The following is a 20,038-nucleotide window of genomic DNA, read 5'->3' as shown; positions in this document are numbered from 1 at the left end:
GTCCACTGAATTTACACCAATTATACGGACTCAACTTATCGCAGTGTCTTCGCCTTCCGAAACACTACTGCCCGTTGATATAAACAATCAGATTTATCTTTCAAATAATTATACACCGAAGTAGTTCATAGGGGGCAATATCTGTCGCGTCTCGACGATATTTGCCTGATCGTATTGCTTTGTCGGCGATTCGAAAACAATTGACTTGTATCGTTTCGAACCTGGAAGCTCGAATACGGTAAATAAACCTGATACCTTTCCGTGATACGAAATTGTTCCAATTTCCTTGCCCACGTCACGCTGAGTAACTGAATGGACAACTTTGTAAAGATGGTTATTCCAACCCAAGACCGTGCCGGTGGGTAAGGCGTTTTGAGATGGAGCATTGGTTCCACACCCCAATAACCCCGAAAACCCCAGCATCACAATGATTAGATCCATACGTTTTTTCATTGTCGTAGCCCTCCTTTCCAGTAAATAGACGTTCAACGATGGAAATAGGTTACTTATTTAGATTTAGTACAATCAACTGGCTTACATGGGGTTTTATGGCAGGAGTGGCGTGGAGTGGTCAAACTGAAAATCAATTTTTAATCATTTATGTTAGCCATGATAGACACTCATTTCAATATCGTGAGTTTCGGAATCGGGCTGAATGATATCTTTGCGACTGGGGAAAGTAGGCACTGTTATTTGTGTAACACTGTCGACTCCTTCTTCGTCTATAGGACAGAGTAGCTTTTCTAACCTGGGGGATTTCAGTATGAAAAATCAAGTTTTCATCGTTTCAGTCGTTCTTGGTGCGGGGATCGTCCTTATGGGCTGCGGCAATTTATTTGCGTCTAGAGATATACAGCAATCACAGACACCGGTGGTGAAGCGCACGGCGGCACCAACATCGATTAGTCAACAGTACGGCTTGGTTAATCTTCACTACACGTTAGGCCAAATAAATGAGATGAAGAACATTGCAAAGGATCAAGGCGTCAAAACGACTTATTTGCCGACCAAAATGGGTGGGCCGAGCGGGGTTTACCGTCTGCTTAACGCTACCGGAAAGAACCATGTGGTGGAATTGAATTTTAATGACATGGCAGTGTTGAGTACCAATGATTTCGATGAATTGACGAACTGGTTTAAAGCGGATGGTCAAAAAGCTTCATGGATCGCTCAACAGAAAGTGAAACTTGGTAACGGCATTGAAGCGCGATGGTGGCAAGTCAATTACACTGGTGGCGCTGTGATTCGATTTTTGGCACTCACTCAGGGGAATACATGGATTGTCCTACAACCGAATCCAGCACACCCCCTTGAATCGTTTGCGCAGGCAGTTGCGAATTACCTAGTTCCTTTGGCGGGCATTAAAATCTCTTCCTCCTCGTTGGCACCTAAACCGTCGATTCCATCGTGGTTTTTGCGTGATATTAAAATTACTGAGCAAGCTAACCCGACCGTAGGGGCAAACTATAGTTTGAATTATGGAGAAACGAACGTTTACACCAGCCTTCCACAAATGAATCAGGTGTGGTATGGCGCTCTGAGTAATTATGGGAAAAATCATAATTTTGGTTATTCGTGGGCAGGAGTCTATCGACAAGTGAAGAGCAATTTCATCCCACCTTTTTTGTCCATAAATGTGATGGAGCAAACGAAACAAGGCGGGACTACGATAGGACTGTTAGTGCCTGCCAAGTGTATTGGAATAGGGAACGGTGACTTTGTAGCCTTCACCAACGGTCAAGTCATCATAGCTACAAACAAATCTGGGGGGATTTACTACAGCGTGTACCCCATAAAAGGCATATCCATACCCTAGTAAGTCTGCGGGGAAAAGCTTTAACAGCAAGGCGAGATGTAACAACAAACAAGGGGTCGTAGATAGGGGGAGTTGGTGTATGATTGGGGAATATTTTTCCACAAAATTATGGACTTTCCTAATCGAAGCAGGAGCCTTCGCGTGAGAAGGCTCCTGCTTTTCTGACCACACGTAATGTTAGAGATGACGCTCCAGGAAATTGAGCAAGAGCTTGAAGTTACGAATCTCGCCCTCACTGTCGCCGAACGCGCCATGCCCCTCTTCAAATTCGTAATACGCAAAGTCGAGACCCTCCTGCAAATCGCGTGCGAGCATCCGTTCGCGAAATCCGCGAGCCTGACTGATCGGGCAACGGGGATCGTTCACACCGTGGACGATGAGCATCTTCGCGCGCAAGGCATCGACGTGTGTGACGGCGCTACGATCTCGCCATAGATCTCGGTGCGTATCGGGATCTCCCATTTGCTGGCGCAGGTAGTATTTAAAATGCTCCATGCTCTCCGCGTACAATTGCTCGATGTCTGAAATCCCTACGAACGGCGCACTCACCGCAAATACATCTGGCGCTTTCACGGCCGCAATATAGCTCATGTAACCGCCATATGAAATACCGTAGATGCCGATCCGCTGAGGATCAACGTAGCCAAGGCTCTTTAGATACGTCGCGCCTGCGACGACATCATCCAAGTCTTTGCCACCCCAGTCCTGCAGACACGCATCGCGCCAAGCCACGCCGTACCCTGTGGATCCTCGAATGTTCGGCATAAGAACGACGTAGCCCTGATCCACAAGGGTCTGTACTTGCGCGTCGAAATTGCGATAAAACTGACCCGTCGGACCCCCGTGAATATAAAGAATGGCGGGCAATAGTGCTCCCGGCTCGATATCCTGAGGCACGCACAGCAAGGCAGGCACGGAAACGCCGTCGCTCGATGGATAGAACACGTGTTGATCCGCCACGAACCAGTCAGGATCCATGTCACCATACGCCGCGGGACACAGCACTTCAAACGAATCTGTCGCGATGTCGTAGAGAAGGATTTGCGTGCGACGATTCGACGCGGATTGTGAGATCAGCAGTTTTGTATCCTCAAGTACAAAATTTACATTGTATGAGATGCCCTCCGGCAACCTGGGCGTCTTGGTTTCGCCAGTTTCAAGGTCGTACAAAATGGGAAATATCGCTGACTCTTCGCTGCGCATCGTCAGAAGCCAACGTCCGTTCTTTGAAAAGGCCGCCGCATACTCATCAGCCGTTCCGGGACCAAACCATTGAACATCGCGTGTCTCGATGTTCAGGACTGCGGGTCGATTGACCCCTGTCTCATCAGAGCTTACGGCCAGCCGATATCCATCCGTGTGCCAATCTGCGATGCTCTCACGCGAGCCATCTCGTAGATGCCAGAGCAATTCTGACGGACCACCATGCGCATCCATGATGTACAAGTCCTGATTTCGCAGATTGCTAGATAAATTCGTCATGTAGACAATTTGCTGCCCGTCAGAACTCCAGGTCGCGCCACCGGCAGGCGTACTGCTGTGCGTCAACTGCGTCCATCCGCGGTCTTCAAAGGAGAAGCGAAATACATTCATTTGTCCATTTCGATTTGAGTTGACGAGCATGGAGCGGTTATCTTGTGCCACGGTTCCCGGATAGTCTTGACTTTTCGGATCATCATTCAGTTGGATGACTGAACCGTCCAGAAGGTGTAACCGATACAAGTTGTGTTGTTCATCGCCATCCGTATCTTTCGCAAATACGATCGCCTGATCATCGCGTGTCCACACAAACCCGGCCATCAGGTGTTTTGGCGCTTGACCATCCGTCACTCGTCGGGCATGGCGTGTATGTAAATCCATCACGTACAGTTCCAACCGCCCGGTCTCGTCGCTGAAATATGCAATTTGCTGCCTAGACCACGACGGAACGACACTCCAAATATTCGGTAATCTCAATAACTCTTCGATCCGGATCCGATTCTTGGCTGCGCTTGGCATGCCGGCACCCCCGTTGGACTTCGAGTTGTGTTCGGACTTCCAGTGTGTATCAGGCTAGCCTTAGACTCTACTATTTTAGCATATGCACACGTCAATGGGCTTTCGCCTATCGACTATGATTCATCAGGAGCACGATGCCAGATGGCTATGCCTGGGTTTTGCCCAGGTCAAAATTAAGCGTGCTCTGGTCTGCCACGAAACAGCAATGTTCCACATAAAGTGAGAACTGTGGAAACCGCTGACCTTCAGGTGTTTTTGGACGTTTGAATTTGAAACACACAGGGGACGGTTTTGGACGTGTGGCGGAGGTGCGGTTGCGTAGGGAGGTAGTTTAGATGGAGGAGCAGTTGTGTCATTTACGCGAGATGAAGTGACGGGGGAATGCATGATGAGGACGCAAATTTCGGCGCTGTTAGCGAAATCGTGAGGGGAGAATGGTAAGTTTTAAAGTCTAAAGTCTACAAATTACGTCATGATTCATATCACCGCTTAGCGATTTCCCAATAAATCATCTCTTCCACTTGAGATATCTTTTTCATGCCGATTTTTTCAAGCACACGTACAGATGGTGTGTTAGTGACCAGGCACTCCGCAGTAACACGATTAACGTTAGGTTGATGGAAAGCCCATTCAATCAACGCCTGAGCCATCTCTGTAGCATATCCGTGCCCCTGGTACTTTGAGATTATGTCGTAGCCAATTTCCACATTCCCAAATTCATCAGGCGAGGATTTGAAACCCATGGTTCCAATCAAAATAGCATCAGAAACATTGACGATCATGCCACTCCATTGCCCGATGCTTTGATCCCGTTCAAGCGCCTCCAATGTCATTGGTAATACGAATTCACGAACCGGCTCACTTGGAAAATCGTGAGGTACTTCAAGCCCTAGTAATCGGGACAATTTTGACTTGTCCTCAATTGCTGCCTGCACCAATTCTATATTCCACGACACCATGCGAAGACGTTTCGTTACTAAATTCGCCACTTTTACAGATCTCCCTTTAATTGGGGGTTGAAAAACAAATAATCCCCTGATTTTTTTGATTTAGGACTGGGCTGAACACAATACACAAGCGTACCCCTTTGCACTTTAGATTGAATAAATCATAGCACAATATTCGTCGACCTTTATTCAGATGCCCAATATTTCAGGAGCGAAAATCTATGAACAATCAGATTGATCTTGTAAATAAGTAGTTCGTTGGGGGCAATGTCTATCGCTTTTCGGCGTTGCTTTCAAAGTCGTGGGAGGGATGTTTAATGAAGGCAGGGGCGGTAATTTTCTTTGCAAGAGAGTATGCGTGAGGCGTCAGATGTCCCAAAGATATGCCTTTTTGACCCGAAGGAGAACACGTGAATGCTAAGTTTCAGATCCTAAAGTAGATAAATTTGACCAAGTTGCTTATTACGCTAACGCCTCCGTTTGTTCAAGAAACAAGGGCCTGAATCCAGCCTGCAATGGTCGGACGCTACTTCATCAAGTAGAGTATTGGACGTATCTATCGTGGGCATCTGTGGGTCGAATCTGGAGCTTGCATTGTTCAAAAGCCACTGTGCAAAGTTTTGATACTCGATAACTTGTTCCTCAGTCCATCCTCGCTTTAGTAAGCGTTTTCTTCGCACATCATTGTCACAATGGAGATTTAAAAATACACTGACCTAGTTCTGGACTAGTTTTTTTGAACAAAAACGAAACTGGCAACCCACAATCATTTTGAGATTTGCCCCGACGAGAAGTTCTCCGACTTCCGGCCCATGACGTTCCTCCTAATGAAATGATAAGTACTGTGATGTAATGATGATGCTTTATATCCTTTAGTTCCTCCATTCTGTGGGGATTTGTATGATTCACTCTATTTACGATACCACTTGCTCGGCGCATGCGGTAAACTTTCTATATTAATCATAGCAACAATCGTAATGGGGAGGACACGATGAAAAAGTGTTTGGCCACATTGATGGATCGAAGGGATCGACCTGCAAAATCGGATGAAAAGTAAGCCATCCAAGCGACATGGAAAATTCAATTATAGCAAACGATGGAGGTATTTCATTGGCCAATGGATTGCATATCGTTGAGGTTACGGAGTGGAATCCAGAAGATTTGAACTCGCTCTGTTCCTTATTGATTGAAGTTGTAGCCGATGGGGCATCCATCGGTTTTTTGCCACCGCTGAATGACGCGGATGCAAAATTGTATTGGGAACATCTCCTCGAACCAAGTGTTCGCCTGTGGACGGCCGATTATGATGGTGAAATCGTAGGTACGGTGCAATTGCATCTGACCATGAAACAAAACGGTGCGCACAGGGCGGAAATCGCCAAACTGATGGTTCATCCGCAGAAAAGGCGATTGGGAATTGCAAGGCAGTTGATGGATGTGGCGGAACGAGCGGCAGTGGAAGCGGGTCGGTCATTGCTTGTTCTGGATACTCGTGCGGGAGACCCGTCCAATACGTTATACCGCTCACTGGGGTTCGTGGAGGTCGGACGAATTCCACAGTATGCTCGATCAGCGGATGGGCAGTTTGATGAGACGGTCATCTATTACAAATTGCTTGCAGGTTCCCGAGAGATTGACTTTCATCGCACAATCTCGTCAACAGGTGGACGAGCTCACGATTCTATTGAGGGCTAGGGGGATCCACATTTTGTATGAAGACAGAAACCCGTATGCGGGTGGAGCGGAACACTACGCAGTGTTCTTTGAGGATCCCGACCGACTCAAGGTAGAGGTAGTGGCGCCATGACCGACAATCGTCAATATGAGCACGATTTACGTGCATTGTTGCGCGCAACAGACTGGTTCATGCGAGCCTTGTGTGTGGTGCGTGAATGCAATCCGCCTGATTGGCTGGTTGGTGGTGGTGTCATTCGCACACTGGTGTGGGACTGGTTACACGATGATTCTACGCCGACACCGCTGAATGATATCGACGTGGCGTATTTTGATCCGACGAACTTACAATCGAACAGAGACTTGGAGATTGAGCGGACGTTGTATCATCTCATGCCGAAGATGCCTTGGCAGGCAAGGAATCAGGCGGCTGTTCACTTGTGGTACGAGCGAAAGTTTGGGTTCCCCGTTGAATCACTCGCTTCGAGTGAAGACGGGGTTGGGACTTGGCCAGAAACAGCAACGAGCGTCGCCGTCCGTCTTCTTGATGATGATGATGAGTTTCTCATTGTTGCACCGTGTGGACTGAACGATTTGTTTGAGTTGGTATGTCGTAGAAATCCTCGGCGAGTGACTGAGCAGATTTTCGAACAGCGTCTCGCTGACAAACAAATTGTGAAGAAATGGCCGAAGGTGCGTGTGGTTCATGAACATCCAAAGGAGGGATCGAGTTGCTGACGAGTCGTTGACGGATGATAGCCTATAGGGAGGTAGGGTGTCCATGTGGGAGCGAGCAATGATCCCAACGGATCGCGGAACGTTTGAAGTGTTTGTACGTGGAGAAGGGGAACCGCTTTGCATAACGCATCTTTACTCTGAATTCAATGAAACCGGAGACCGTTTCGCCAACCTATTTGTACTTCATAGAAAGGTGTTTCTCGTGAATTTAAGAGAGGCTGGACAGTCGCCAAAGGCAAGTAATCCGGCAGAACTGGACATGGACGAGACGGTGGAAGATTTGGAGGCCATTCGACAGTTTCTTGGATTCGAAAAATGGGAGTTTGCCGGCCATTCGACGGGGGGAATGTTGGGCCTGATGTATGCGGTTCGACACCCGAAATCTCTTTCGGCGCTGATTGTAGTTGGAGCCGCAGCATCGAAGGATTATGCAGGCCAGCCAGATTGCATTTACCACCCAGATCACCCGCTGTTCAGTCGGATGCAGGAGTTACGACACCTACAGTTGCAGCCTGATATCGCAACAGAGAAAAAGCAAACGTATAGTCAGGATATAACGAAACTGTCTCTGTTTAAGTCAGAGAACTACGCTCAGTATTTTGGAGGAGCCATCCGAAAAGGTGTGGCAACTTCGAGGTTGGAACATTTCTCTAAAAGTGATTTTCCGAGATTCGATTTGACTAGGGAACTAGCAAATGTGAGGATTCGAACATTGGTGATGTGCGGCAGGCACGATGTTCAGTGTCCGATCCGCTGTTCAGAAGAGATTTGCAAGCAAATGCCAAACTCAGAAATTGCCGTGTTTGAAGAGAGCAATCACTACCCATTTCTTGAGGAGTCGGACCAATTCGCGGAGTATTTGGAAAATTTTCTGAAGTCATAAAGATTGATGACAAGAACTTGAAAGTCGGTGAATGAAACTGCGACCCGATGATCATGAGTTTGATGAACATTGCGAGATCAGTCAGAAATGGTTCGGGTTCACTATTCTTGATGCGCAATCGGTTGTTCGTGGATGGCTGAATTGAAAATGGAAGTTGGATACCATGCATGGCGTCTTTCTGCTCAAGAGTTATTATTCGGACAGATATCGATTGTATGATGAATCGGCTTTCGTTCGAGCGCTTCGTTGGCAGTCTGAGCTACATAGCCAGGGGCTACCCTGTCCACAAATTCGGATGCATCAGGGAGCTCAACTTCATTTGACACCATCGGGGCAGGGATTCATGGTCATGACTTTTTGCGACGGAGAGAGATTCATTCCTGGCCAGGCCACCTATGGTCAGATGCATTCGCACGGAACGGCTACGGGACTGATGCATCAGATCAGCTGGTGGGAACGGTGACACTTGTTCGAGAGCGAGCAACAAGGCACGACACATCGCGAACGTGGTCGCTCTGTTTGTGTCACCTGATGCTCGGGGGCATGGGATCATGGGGGATAGGGCGCTGACTTGATTCAGCGGGCACGGCAATTGGATGGCTTGGTGCAACTTCGTCTCTCCGTTGTGAAGGATAACGACGTCGCGAATGCGCATTATGAGGCTAAGGGCTTTCAAGTCTATGGGATTGAACCGAACGCCATGAAGACGACGGATAGGCCGCACCTCGGCGTGGATCACGTGGCGCAGTATACTCCGCAAGATGAATTGCACGCCGCTGTTGATGCTTTGAAATCGGAGAATGTTCCAATTATCCGTGCTCCAGTGGAGCGTGGCGGAGGTTGGACCGTCAATTTTCTCGATCCCGATGGTACGCAATTTGAGTTCCACTCAGGGACGCTGGCTGAACGGATGAAGATTCAGTCATGGCTTCTCGGTGAAAGATGAACACAAGCGATTGTACCTATCTAATCGATCTGATAATCTGAAAGCAATTGAATAGACCTTCAGGGCAGGGTGAGGCCAGATATGGCCAATTCCCGATCGGAGGCTCATTTTGTTTTCGACTGTCATTTTTCTCGTAGTCACATCCGGTTTGCTGCATGCAGTCTGGAACCTATTTACGAAGCAGAGCGTAAACAAAGTCGTGTTTCTTTGGTCAATCCAGTGGGTAGCTGTGTTGTTGTATCTACCTTTTGCACTCACGGCCATTTGGCGCCACCACATACCGTTCGTGGGATGGCTGTTGCTTACGGTTACCGTTACATTACACGGCGTCTACGTCGTCTTATTGTCCCAGACATACAATGCTGGAGACTTATCACAAGTGTATCCTTTGATGCGTGGTGTGAGCCCTCTTTTAGTACCACTGATTGGCGTTTTTGTGCTTGGCGAGCAATTGTCGATTTTAGGATGGATCGGTGTAGCAGGTGTGGTGGTCGGTATCTGGATTCTAGGAAACTGGCGATTTGGCGGGCGTTTAGATGGGCCAAGTCTTGCCCCAAAGGCAACCTGGCTCGCATTGGAGGTTGGGTTGTCGATTGCGGCATATACAACGTTCGACAAGATTACCCTGCATTACATTCCAGTCGTGACATTGAATGATGCCAGCAATCTAGGGAACCTGATTGCCTTGTCCTGGCTGGCGACGCAATCGGGTGCCATTCAAGCTGAGTGGAAAGCAAATTGGAAGACGATCCTCGTGGGCGGCGTAATTTCACCAGGTGGATACCTGCTCTTCCTGTTGGCACTTCATCTGGCACCCGTCGCGCAACTTGCTCCGATGCGGGAGATCGGAACTGTCTTCGGCACGATTCTAGGCATTGTGGTTCTCAAGGAAGCACAGGGCCGTCGAAGGATTACGGCGGCGGGATTGATTACAGTGGGTGTGATTTTGCTTGGCTTGTTCGGCTGAATTTGAGGAAGGACGATGTGATGAATCAGAAAGCCTATGATAATGAAACATTCTTTGAAGGCTACAAGCAGCTACGAGCGACTGGATCCGGTTTGAATGACGCTCTGGAGCAACCCGCCATTCGCTCACTTTTACCCGCATTGTCGGGTTTGGAAGTGTTGGATCTCGGATGTGGAATGGGCCAGTTCGCCGCCTACTGTGCAGATTCCGCCGAAAAGCGGATTGTAGGCGTGGATATCTCCGAGAAGATGATCAGTTATGCTCGTGCGCAAAACGCGGGTGACAATATAGAGTATATACAAATGGACATTGAGGAAGTTCAGTTTCAGGACAATGCTTTCAATCTTGTAGTTAGTTCATTTGTCATGCATTATGTGGCAGACTATACCGGTCTTCTGATAGAGGTCTACAGATGGTTGCGACCAGGGGGGAGTTTGTCTACTTATGTGAGCATCCGATTGTGACAGCCAAGTTACCAAGCTGTGGGCACTGGGTAAAGGATACTGACGGCCGTAAGCTTTACTGGTCCATTGACAACTATGCAGAGGAAGGCATACGTGAGCAAACATGGTTCATTGAAGGCGTGATTAAATACCACCGACAACTCTCAACTTTGCTCAATGAGCTTATAGATCAGGGATTTGTTATCGAGCGTGTACTTGAGCCAGAGGCAATGCAAGAGGCTTTGGAAAGAAGACCGAATCTGGCTGAAGAACGGCGCCGACCGCCGGTATTGATGATAAGCGCGGTAAAGCCCGCGGGCCAACGCAGTTCCGAATGAGCCACAGGAGGATTTCACATGGCGCTCCACTCGAGATTGAGGTATCTCACGGTTGATTCGACCAAACTTTGGAGGTCACAATGATGAGGGTAACCAATGAGGTTGAAATTCCCGAACGCTTAATTCACGCGCTTTTGAGCGGACGTCTGGTTATTTTTGCTGGGGCAGGGGTATCAATGGCATGCCCAACGTGCTTCCCTTCGTTTAAAGGTCTTGTTCAACGCGTATTGGAGATGTCGGGGAGTTCTCAGCAGATAACGGACGAGCCCTTGGACCGTTTTCTAGGTCGTTTGAAGGAAGCAGGTGCTCCAACTCACCAAATTGTCCGAAATGTTATCGGAGATCCGTCCTCTCAGCCCAACGATTTGCATCGGAATCTTCTTCGTTTGTTTCGAGACGCCGAAAGCTGCCGTATTGTTACTACTAACTTTGACCAGCATTTTTCTACTTCCGCCCAGGTTTTGTTTCCAGATGAGACACTGACTTATTATGCCCCTGCGCTACCTGTTGGCAGCAATTTTAAGGGAATTGTATACCTGCATGGAAGTGCTGTACGTGATCACGCAAGCCTTGTTCTTGATGACCACGATTTCGGTTCTGCCTACTTAACAGAGGGCTGGGCAAGACGTTTTATTACCGATGTTTTTTTACACTACGATGTTCTGTTCGTCGGGTACAGTCATGACGATGTAATCATGCAGTATCTGGCTCGTGGTCTACCACCTAGCACCCAAAGATATGCGTTAGCGCCTATGGGGGAAGAAGCCAAGTGGCATTACTTGGGGATTGAACCGCTATTCTATCCGCTCGGTGACCATCACAATCATTCAGCCCTCTCCCATTGTCTAGAAGCATGGGCCGGGTTTATGAATAATGGTTATTTGGAGACAAAGGTATTTGTTGAAAGAGTGATGGCTTTCGATTCGCCACCAACCGATCCTGCCACGGTAGACATGCTCTTGTGGCACATGAATGAGGCAGGCGTTTTACAGCTAATCTTGGAGCGAGCCTCAACCATGTCGTGGATTACTTGGTTTGATTCGAACAGTGTTTTGGATTCGATATTTGAATCGACCCACAAATGGGGGGACCTATCGACCGCTATCGCAAACTGGCTAGGGCAAAGGGCCACCAGTGCGGATTCAAGCAAAGTTTTGGCGCTTATACAGCGAAAAGGTGGTCAAATTGACCAAACACTGTGGTCGATCCTCGTATGGCATTTTTCCTATATGACTGAAGATGATGTTTTAATTGAACCACACATTCTGGCTTCTTGGGTGCATTTCCTTATATCTACGGCTCCAGTTGGTAAAAGGAGTGCGCAATTGGTAGGTTTATTTCAATCATCAAGTATTCGTCATGACGGTAGAACATGCATCGCGCTGTTCGACTATTTGACGCAACCATCATCAGTGTTGATACCCAGTTTTAACGAGGAGAGGGACTACGGAATTGAACCCTCCCTTCATTCGGAGAGCTACCAATTACACGATGCATGGCAAAACGTTATCCAGCCTTCTCTTACGGAAAACGTCATCCAAATCAGAATGTTAATCGCTCGTAATATCGAAGCGGTTCACATGATGCTTCGATCGACAGGTCAGGCAAACGATTCTTTTGACCCGGTCTCGTATACGCGCCGAAGTATCAGGCCCAGTGAACGCCAAGAGTTTGGACATGATTTCGACGTTTTGATCGATGCTGCATGCGACGTGATTGAACATCTGGCCGCGAATGATGAAGTACAAGGCCGGTCTTTAATCAATGAATGGATTGCCTGCTCCAGTCCACTTCTGAAACGGCTGTCCATTTATGCTCTACAGTCGGCGGCGTTTGTAGGTGTCGATGAAAAACTTTCGTTTTTGTGTAACCCCAGTTTATTGAGTTCACCGATGTTATGCCACGACGTATTCGAACTCCTGAATGCCTGTTATGGAGCCGCAAAAAAGAGTGTTCGATCACGCTTTTTACGAACCGCGCTTGAAGCGATGCAAAGAGGGAATATCGAGGAAGTAGTCTTGTATAATGTCTGTTCCATACTTCATTTTAGTGCGCAGTTACTACCGAATGATGAACCGACGTTAAGGGCTTATCGAAGATCATTGAAGATATATCCTGATTTTAGGCCGTCCGAGTATCAGAATGTGTCTGCGGTAAGTGCTATTCAAACATTTAGTCAGGGATGGGGAATCCCAATAGATGAATTGCTGAAGATGTCCCCAGACGAAGTCATCAAGCTTGTGGAGCATGACAGTTTCGGTTTTTTTACCGAGACGATTGGAAGAGCAGTCAAACAAGATTTTGAAATAACGTGGTCATGGGCTGAACATCTTAGGCAATCTAACGAGTGGGGTCATCCACTGTGGAAGGAAATTCTCTTTGGATGGAGCAGGATTGAATTATCCAGTGACCAGTGGGGCTCGGTCTTAACTCTTATTCAAAGCCATGAACGAATTGACCTCATTGCCGATGGTGTGGCAAATCTGCTAATGGATGGCTTGAAAGGCTCCCAGAATACCATCTTAGGGATTCATCTCTCGAGAATTGAAGAAGTTACGTTCCGAATTTTAGAACAAACGAGACAGTCTAGCGACTCGAGCGTTGACTTGACTCTAAGTGAACATAGCTGGTATTTGTTCGCTTTGTCTCACGCTGCTGGCAAGGCAGCAGGAATTTTGATTGAAATCCTGGGATATTTCGCAAAACATCGGTTAGAAGACTGGGAAACCTTAATGGAACGCTATTTGTCCATGTTTCTTAATCTGCTTCAGGGTGACACACAAGCGGACATTGCAGGTAGAGTCATCGTGGCTCATGAGATGGGGTTTTTGTTTTCAATCGATGAGCAGTGGGCGAAGGAACATGTCGTTCCTCGTTTCTCTTGGGCAAATACAGACGAAGACTTGCCACAGCAGATGTGGCATGGATATCTTGCAGCAGGTCAATGGTCACTCGCATTGATTCCAATTTTGCTGCCTTATTATGAGCAGGGATTCACTTTACTGTCCCAGGATGATTCGAATATTGTAAGGCGGCAATTTTTTAATCACATGGCTGCACTTGCGTTGTTTTGGCCTGGAGATGGACATCCGGAGTGGGCGGATAGATTTCTCGGCGAAGTAGGAGAAGACGGGAGAGTGCATTGGTCTGAACAGATAGGGTGGATTATTGGATCAATGTCGCCGGAAACCAAATCAAAACTTTGGAATCGATGGTTGCGAGACTATTGGAATCAAAGGTGCCAAGGACTGCCCCGACCAGTTTCTGTACGAGAGTCGAAAGCGATGATTCATTGGGTTTGCGAATTCGGAGATGTACCGGAATTATACTTAGAATCCATCGAGTTAATCAGACGATGTCCGTCTCCCGGTGTAAACCAAACTCGTTTGATATACGAAATAAAATCAAAAAACCTGATTTCCATAGCACCGAGCGAAACGTTTGAATTAATCGCGTATGCACTAGAAGGGACATCGTACCCGTGCTACCACTGTGCCGACATTACTGTACTGCTTCAGCAAGCAATAAATGACTATGATGTGTCGGCCCAAACCATCAATAATCTCAAGGCACAACTCATTCGTCTTGGTTGTAATCAACCTTCGGGACTGTGATGCAACTATGCCCTACAGTTTTGAACACATCCTTCCTTTGAACATGAGAATTACAGATGGGGGAACCAAAAAGTAAAATTCAGCAAGTAACCTAGCGGAATTTAACTTGTACGTTAATTCCGTAGCCGTTTCGCGCATATTCGATTCGTTCAATAATCTGTTTAAACAACCGATTTTTCTCCTCGGGTTTGGTATCGAGATGCTGCCAAACATTCTCCAGTTCTTCGATTCGCTGCAACCGCTCCTGATCAGATACGGGTCCACCAACCTGCACAATCTCCTTCAACTGCTGAATCTCGTTCTCCTTTTTCACGATGAGATCCTTTTGACGATCCAACCGGGTGCGGTATTCTTGCTTGGTCAAGTCCGCCGACACATACAGGTCCTTGAGCCGAAGGATGCCTTCGTGCAGGGTTTCAAGTTCCGTTTCCTTGAGTCGCAGTACCGTTTGCGGGGTCATATCGGGCGTCGACACTTGTATCGGTCTTGACCGGATTTCCTCCTCATATTCGCGCAGGCTCTCTATCACTGCGACCTCGACGTGTTCGAGATCGGCGCCGGGGTTGCCGCAGCGAATCCCGAACGGATCGACTTTCTGGCACTTCTTGACGAGAATCCGGCCATTCTCCTTGGGCTGAAACTGCAGGGAGGAGCCGCACTTGCCACAGAACACGAGTCCCGAGTAGACGTAGGTGCCGTGACGGGTGCGCTTCGTTTGGATTCGACGCTGTTCGAGCAGCTTGACGATCCCGGCGTGTTCCTCCGGTGTCTTTACCGCTGGATGTGCGTTTTCGACCACAACCCAGTTCTCGCGTGGATTGACCCGGAACGGGGCGGTCTTACGATTCTTGTGCAGTCCGCCGCTGGTCTTGCCGTATATCACACGTCCGAGGTGAACCTCATTGAGTGCGAGGCGGTAGACCACACTCTCCTGCCACAGCTTGCCCTTGGGAGAGGGGACACCCATCCGGTTCAATTCCCAGCAGATGCTGGCGCATGTACTGCCGCGCAGCAATCGCTCCTTGATGAACTGATAAATCTCAAGTTTTTGCTCATCCACCTCAAGTGATCGGGCTTCGGCGTCGTAGGCGTAGGGGAAAGGTGCGGGACCGTTGGTCCAGTGGCCGAGACGCGCGCCAATCTTCTTGCCGCGCTGGAACCGCTTCTTAATCATGCGGTACTCGTAGCGAGCGAAGACGCCCTCGATGTCGGTGATCAGTTCCTGATCTTCGTCGTTCAGGTCATACACGCGATTGGGAGTGACGACCAGCGTATTGGAGAGTTTCAGCACTTTTTCAACGCGGGCGCGGTCCTCTTTGTCGCCGCGACTGAGTCGGTCATAGTCCATGACGACCACGGCGTCGTAAAAGTCATTCTCGACGTCTTTGAGGAGACGCTTGAACTCCTCGCGAAAGTCGATGCTGTCGGAACTGCCGATCTCGCGGTAAATCACGTATCGCCAGTTGTTCTTCCGGACAAAATCGGTCAGCGCTGTTTCGTGTTTGAGTAGGACATCTTCGTCCTTGCTCGCTTCGTCACGACTCTTGCGCAAGTAGACGGCGACTTCGTAGATTTTCTTTTGCTCCATGAGCACCCACTCCCGTACCGATATCGGTCGATTGGCACAAGCGCCACATGCCGTGCCGCTGCCCTCCGCGGTCGGCTCCATCCCATGACGCAACATCTGTCCCGTGATGGAGCCCCGCTTGGATGTCCAACTTAGCTCGGTGCTGGTGGACAGTCAACGGCAGGAGTTGGACGGATCAATCTACTTTTCTAACGGTCTTTCTGGACTCTCACGTGTGCACTGGCATGAGTGGGCGGGAGGGGCAATAAGGTCATCCGTCGTTACCACCCACGTTGGGTGGATTTTCGGGGCTGGTTTCATGAAGTGAAATGAGCGTCACCTCTTGGCACACTGAACAGCGGATCGCGATCCCGACAGGTGAAACCGTCACGAGTGTCGGATTCAGGATGGAGTAGTGACCCCTCGAACAGATAAACATTGGCTTGCCCATCGAATACCCTCCCAGTCAAGGCAAAATGCAGGGCGCTGCGACGCTCAGAACATCTGCCCATGATGCTTGCGTTCTTCGAGCTTCCAGTCGAGATCGTGATCGTGAAAGCAGGCATAGACGTGCTCCACCACCGAGCGATATTGGGCCTTTGGCAGACCTCCATCCCAGCCGCGATCATAGTTGACCAGGGCATGAAAGAGGCCGTCCCCTTTTTTGGGAACGACCATCAGGGTGGAGATTCTGCCATCGTTGATGCCAAACTTGGACGGCTCCTCGAATACACGGGCGTGTACGTAATATCCGTCCACGGTTCCCTCATACCACGTCCCGCCAAAATGGCTAGGCTTGACAGTGAACTCATATTGCATACTTGAAACACCTCCCGAATTTCTCATTCTTCCGGTTCAATGCCGTAAAGCACGCCCTGAAGGTATTCCCGTTTGTGATTCAACAGCCACCTTGCCGCATCTTTCTGGGTCAACATCTCGGCCATTCGCAGCACCGACCCAAAGTCGAACATGTTGACGGCTCCAGATTGACGAATCGCTTCCAGACCCTCAAAGACGGGCCTTGGCACCAGTATCTTGTCCATATCCTATTTCTCCTTTCGAGTTTCGACAGAGCGCGTAGCGGCGATTGTCACCTGCGCTCATCCATCACCCGACAACCATACACGTTGAATCCGACCAGGAAGTTGAATCGGTACGTCATTCTCGCGTAGTGCAGGAGTTCGAGCGCGTCCGATTTTTCGGTCAACTGAATGGCCCCTTCCTGCCGCACGCGCCAAACCAGGTCTTCCAAGGTCTGCTTATCCATGAGTTTCACCTCCTCCCCTGGGTTGGGACCGCTGATTATCGCGGTCTCAATTCGCGCCGGATGGCCGTTCGTCGTCCCCGTCGACGACCAGGTAATAGAAACTTGTGTGGCCCTCGATCCGAAATGGGTAGCCATACATGATTTGGGCGTAGGTGATGAGTTCGAGTGCTTCTGCTTTGCTCTGGACCTTCAAACGCCCTTCCTTGCGCACGCGGCGCACTTTGTCTTTCAAATCCTGATCGGGCATGATGTCGTCCTCCTTTCGCAGTGTGTCATCATAGCTCCGGAACAGGGGGGAAGCAACGATAAGGGCTTTTCCCTCTACCACTTGTCTCTGATTCGAGCACGATGTTGAGGGACTACGGCGCGTTGGGTACTGGTAGCCTCGGCACAAGCTGCGGTGTGGGGGCCAGCGTCGGCGCAGACGGGCTCACAAACCACAGGAGCGGCAATGGCGCACCCGTCTCCTCAATCGACGCCGTGACGCCGCGTGTGGCCGCCGTGCCGAGCGCAATGCCCGCCGCGACCACCATCCCGCGCGAAACCGACGGTCGCAGGCCATGCTCCATGACGGTGAGTCCATCGCCGAGATCGAGCGAGACTTCGCTGTTTGTGACTGCCGTCACCGTGCCGCCGTGAATGGCACGCACGGTCACACCTGGGCTAGCGTGGATGATCACGTTCAGCGGTTCACCGCTTGCATCCGTGGTCGCCGAAACCCGGTCTCCCGTATCGGCTACAGGCCAAACCCAAGCGGAACTGAGTGGGTTCCACGCTTGGTAGATTTCCGCTAACCGCAGTACCTCGCGCACGTAGTCGGTCGAGTGGTTGTACTGAAACACAGCCTGTTCGGAATTTTTCGCCACGCCAGAAGCGGCCAAATAGTGCGCAGCGGTGAAGATGGCATCCACCGGGTCGTAAGGATCCGCCTTACCATCGCCGTCCGCATCGACGCGGTACTGTGCCCATGTCGCTGGCTCGAACTGCATCCAGCCAATGGCCCCTGCCGATGAGACGGACAAATCGCGGCCAAAGTCCGTTTCCACCTTATTAATCCCGGCAAGAATCGCCCAAGGCACGTGGTACTTGGCGCCTGCTGCGTGGTAGAGGGAAACCAACTGAGGTGGGATGGGTTCAACCGACGTAGTCGATGAAAAGGGCAGGGCGTTGTCGCTGGAGGAGATGACAGCCCCAAGGGTCACAAGCAGGAGCAGGAACAACAAAATGGCAATGGCGACTCCCCAGCCGCCAAGTGCCGCGATGACCCAACCGACGATGTGTTTCGTGGGGCGCTTCATCCGTCGTCACCGCCGTCCTGCCCGGGACCTTTGGGACGGAATTTCCGGTATACGTTCTTGGCAAACCCACTGGTGCGGCTGACGGACGTCGAGGTCTCACGCAAGTGATCGCGAACGTATACCACGGATGTTCGCAGCATCTCGTGGGGTGTGGGTGCGCCGACCTTCGAGAGAATGGCGCCGAGCACCCGCTTGCGAAACAGGAAGGCGAGAAAGAACAGAAGGGACACGAGCACCTGCTGTAGGATGAGTAGCCCGGTCGTTTTGGTCACGACGTCGGCGAGCAGGAGCGTCAGGCCGAAATACAAGCCGTACACCACTTTCGTCCCTAGCGCCCCAATCAGCCAGCCCAGCCACGCACGCACCAACCCAAACCCGCGTCCTGGCAGAACGCCGAGTAAAAAGACGATGGGGGAGACGAGAATAAGCGCGAGCGCCAATTCCTGTGCCGCGATGAGCATCCCGGCAATCACGGCAGCAAAAAGTAGGAAGGCGAGAGAGGCGACGAGGGAGAACAGCGCGATGACCATTCTTGGTACCACGCTTCCCGCGCCGAGGACGTTCGGCATGTCCGCATGCCCCGCGTGATTAATGGACGGATCCCCAAGGGTTGTGGCAAGGATGGTGCGCTGCTGTGACCCATCCGGATAGTCGCGCATCAGAACCATCCAGTCTTCGCCGGGGGATACGGGCAGGGAGACGTTGTCGGTAGCGGCGGTTTTCTCAATCGCCGTCGCCTCCGCAGGCGTGACCAAGATGGGTTGCGCGTCCGTTTGGTCAAACTCTCCAATCACCCAGGGGCGGGTCACGAGCAAATCCCAAACCTGATTGGCCGTGATCACGAGTTCCGTGTCTGCCGCCTGCCCGGGCGTCATGGAGGATGTTCCCTCCACTTGCTGAAATGGTTCTGCGAGCGACCCCATGGTCACCTGTGATAACTCGTCCATCGCGGTCGAGAGAAACCGGATGTCGGGGCCGCTGTTCGCCATAAAGAAGAGTCCACCTGCCAGTACGACGACGCTCGCGAGGACGCCCGACCAGACCCGCGCCGGTTGGTTGTCGAACATCCCTTTCTTCACGACCCAAAAGCCGAGCGCGATGAGGCTGAACGGGAGAAAGCGTCCGAAGAGGCTTTGGCGCAGTCCGATGAGCAGCGGCGTGACGGCAGATAACTGGTCATTGACGAGTTGCGTGTGAAACCCGAGTTCGGAGAGGAAGACGCCAAACCGGGTGATGAAGCCTGAGCCAATGAAAATCCAACTGGAGATCGCGTTGCCGAGAAACGGGATCGGATCGTTCAGGCTCGGCTTGAGCCCACCCCACTCCCACGTCACGAGGTTGTATCCGAGGTCAAACGCATACCTGTCTGGTGGATACGTGCGGTAGGTGGGGGTGACGCCGGTCGTCACGCCGATCTGCTGTTCGGTGGGCAGAATTTGATTCACCATCGAAGGCGAAGGCTGTGTCGCGGCATAGACGGGTGATGAGGTAGCGGCGACAGCAATGCCGATGCAGACGAGAAATGTGGCGATGATGGTGAGC

The 20,038-nt window shown here is 50.3% G+C and carries 20 protein-coding genes and 1 pseudogene; 10 read left to right on the top strand and 11 right to left on the bottom strand.

What is annotated here, in order from left to right:
* Positions 1 to 108 precede the first annotated feature (108 nt).
* Positions 109 to 453, bottom strand: a complete 345-nt coding sequence (locus AYW79_RS11940; protein ID WP_067566248.1) for a hypothetical protein — start codon at positions 451 to 453, stop codon at positions 109 to 111.
* A 310-nt stretch (positions 454 to 763) separates the two neighbouring features.
* Between AYW79_RS11940 and AYW79_RS11935 the strand changes: the two genes are divergently transcribed.
* Positions 764 to 1,816 carry a hypothetical protein gene (locus AYW79_RS11935; RefSeq protein ID WP_067566246.1) on the top strand — a complete coding sequence of 351 codons (1,053 nt, stop codon included), beginning with the start codon at positions 764 to 766 and terminating at the stop codon, positions 1,814 to 1,816.
* A gap of 177 nt (positions 1,817 to 1,993) precedes the next feature.
* Here the strand turns inward: AYW79_RS11935 and AYW79_RS11930 are convergent, their stop codons facing one another.
* Positions 1,994 to 3,691 (bottom strand): S9 family peptidase, encoded by a 1,698-nt coding sequence (locus AYW79_RS11930; RefSeq protein WP_067952991.1) that lies wholly within the window; start codon positions 3,689 to 3,691, stop codon positions 1,994 to 1,996.
* A 605-nt stretch (positions 3,692 to 4,296) separates the two neighbouring features.
* Positions 4,297 to 4,803, bottom strand: coding sequence for a GNAT family N-acetyltransferase (locus tag AYW79_RS11925; protein ID WP_067566240.1), 507 nt, complete (start codon positions 4,801 to 4,803; stop codon positions 4,297 to 4,299).
* Between the two features lie 1,068 nt (positions 4,804 to 5,871).
* Here AYW79_RS11925 and AYW79_RS11920 point away from each other — a divergent pair.
* From AYW79_RS11920 to AYW79_RS11890, 9 genes and pseudogenes are all read left to right on the top strand, one after another.
* Positions 5,872 to 6,456, top strand: a complete 585-nt coding sequence (locus AYW79_RS11920; protein WP_067566237.1) for a GNAT family N-acetyltransferase — start codon at positions 5,872 to 5,874, stop codon at positions 6,454 to 6,456.
* Positions 6,395 to 6,568 (top strand): annotated as a pseudogene (locus AYW79_RS16470) (VOC family protein); the annotation flags it as partial. The gene AYW79_RS11920 and the pseudogene AYW79_RS16470, both read left to right, overlap by 62 nt.
* The gene (locus AYW79_RS11915; protein ID WP_067566234.1) at positions 6,565 to 7,173 is read left to right on the top strand and encodes a nucleotidyltransferase family protein; all 609 of its coding nucleotides are present in this window, start codon (positions 6,565 to 6,567) and stop codon (positions 7,171 to 7,173) included. The pseudogene AYW79_RS16470 and the gene AYW79_RS11915, both read left to right, overlap by 4 nt.
* Before the next feature lie 43 nt (positions 7,174 to 7,216).
* Positions 7,217 to 8,056: an alpha/beta fold hydrolase gene (locus tag AYW79_RS11910; RefSeq protein ID WP_067566231.1), complete on the top strand. Its 840-nt coding sequence runs from the start codon at positions 7,217 to 7,219 to the stop codon at positions 8,054 to 8,056.
* A gap of 571 nt (positions 8,057 to 8,627) precedes the next feature.
* A complete protein-coding gene (locus AYW79_RS11905; RefSeq protein WP_197460951.1) occupies positions 8,628 to 9,002 on the top strand; it encodes a VOC family protein in 375 nt (124 codons plus the stop codon).
* Between the two features lie 109 nt (positions 9,003 to 9,111).
* The gene (locus AYW79_RS11900) at positions 9,112 to 9,969 is read left to right on the top strand and encodes a DMT family transporter (protein ID WP_067566228.1); all 858 of its coding nucleotides are present in this window, start codon (positions 9,112 to 9,114) and stop codon (positions 9,967 to 9,969) included.
* A 20-nt stretch (positions 9,970 to 9,989) separates the two neighbouring features.
* Positions 9,990 to 10,433, top strand: a complete 444-nt coding sequence (locus AYW79_RS15905) for a class I SAM-dependent methyltransferase (protein WP_197467722.1) — start codon at positions 9,990 to 9,992, stop codon at positions 10,431 to 10,433.
* Positions 10,430 to 10,750 carry a hypothetical protein gene (locus AYW79_RS15900; RefSeq protein WP_067952997.1) on the top strand — a complete coding sequence of 107 codons (321 nt, stop codon included), beginning with the start codon at positions 10,430 to 10,432 and terminating at the stop codon, positions 10,748 to 10,750. The genes AYW79_RS15905 and AYW79_RS15900 overlap by 4 nt, the downstream gene beginning before the upstream one ends.
* Before the next feature lie 83 nt (positions 10,751 to 10,833).
* Positions 10,834 to 14,364 (top strand): DUF4020 domain-containing protein, encoded by a 3,531-nt coding sequence (locus AYW79_RS11890; protein ID WP_067566224.1) that lies wholly within the window; start codon positions 10,834 to 10,836, stop codon positions 14,362 to 14,364.
* A gap of 91 nt (positions 14,365 to 14,455) precedes the next feature.
* Here the strand turns inward: AYW79_RS11890 and AYW79_RS11885 are convergent, their stop codons facing one another.
* The 8 genes from AYW79_RS11885 to AYW79_RS15895 all read right to left on the bottom strand — a co-directional run.
* A complete protein-coding gene (locus AYW79_RS11885; RefSeq protein WP_067566222.1) occupies positions 14,456 to 15,952 on the bottom strand; it encodes a recombinase family protein in 1,497 nt (498 codons plus the stop codon).
* Between the two features lie 250 nt (positions 15,953 to 16,202).
* On the bottom strand, positions 16,203 to 16,382 hold the full coding sequence (locus AYW79_RS15620) for a zinc finger domain-containing protein (protein ID WP_156481822.1): 180 nt from the start codon (positions 16,380 to 16,382) through the stop codon (positions 16,203 to 16,205).
* 44 nt (positions 16,383 to 16,426) lie between these two features.
* On the bottom strand, positions 16,427 to 16,750 hold the full coding sequence (locus AYW79_RS11880; protein WP_067566218.1) for a DUF7678 domain-containing protein: 324 nt from the start codon (positions 16,748 to 16,750) through the stop codon (positions 16,427 to 16,429).
* Between the two features lie 23 nt (positions 16,751 to 16,773).
* On the bottom strand, positions 16,774 to 16,974 hold the full coding sequence (locus tag AYW79_RS11875; RefSeq protein ID WP_067566215.1) for a DUF5049 domain-containing protein: 201 nt from the start codon (positions 16,972 to 16,974) through the stop codon (positions 16,774 to 16,776).
* Positions 16,975 to 17,021: 47 nt separating this feature from the next.
* A complete protein-coding gene (locus AYW79_RS15615) occupies positions 17,022 to 17,198 on the bottom strand; it encodes a hypothetical protein (protein ID WP_156481823.1) in 177 nt (58 codons plus the stop codon).
* A 46-nt stretch (positions 17,199 to 17,244) separates the two neighbouring features.
* The gene (locus AYW79_RS11870; protein WP_067566212.1) at positions 17,245 to 17,445 is read right to left on the bottom strand and encodes a hypothetical protein; all 201 of its coding nucleotides are present in this window, start codon (positions 17,443 to 17,445) and stop codon (positions 17,245 to 17,247) included.
* A gap of 112 nt (positions 17,446 to 17,557) precedes the next feature.
* Positions 17,558 to 18,496 carry a lytic transglycosylase domain-containing protein gene (locus tag AYW79_RS11865; RefSeq protein WP_067566209.1) on the bottom strand — a complete coding sequence of 313 codons (939 nt, stop codon included), beginning with the start codon at positions 18,494 to 18,496 and terminating at the stop codon, positions 17,558 to 17,560.
* A partial coding sequence (locus tag AYW79_RS15895) for a hypothetical protein (protein ID WP_082864662.1) occupies positions 18,493 to 20,038 on the bottom strand: 1,546 nt, incomplete at its 5' end. The genes AYW79_RS15895 and AYW79_RS11865, both read right to left, overlap by 4 nt.

Source organism: Ferroacidibacillus organovorans (assembly GCF_001642725.1).
GTDB classification, from domain to species: Bacteria; Bacillota; Bacilli; order Alicyclobacillales; family SLC66; genus Ferroacidibacillus; species Ferroacidibacillus organovorans.
Note: the sequence above shows the minus strand (reverse complement) of the source record. Positions and strands in the feature narration are given on the sequence as shown.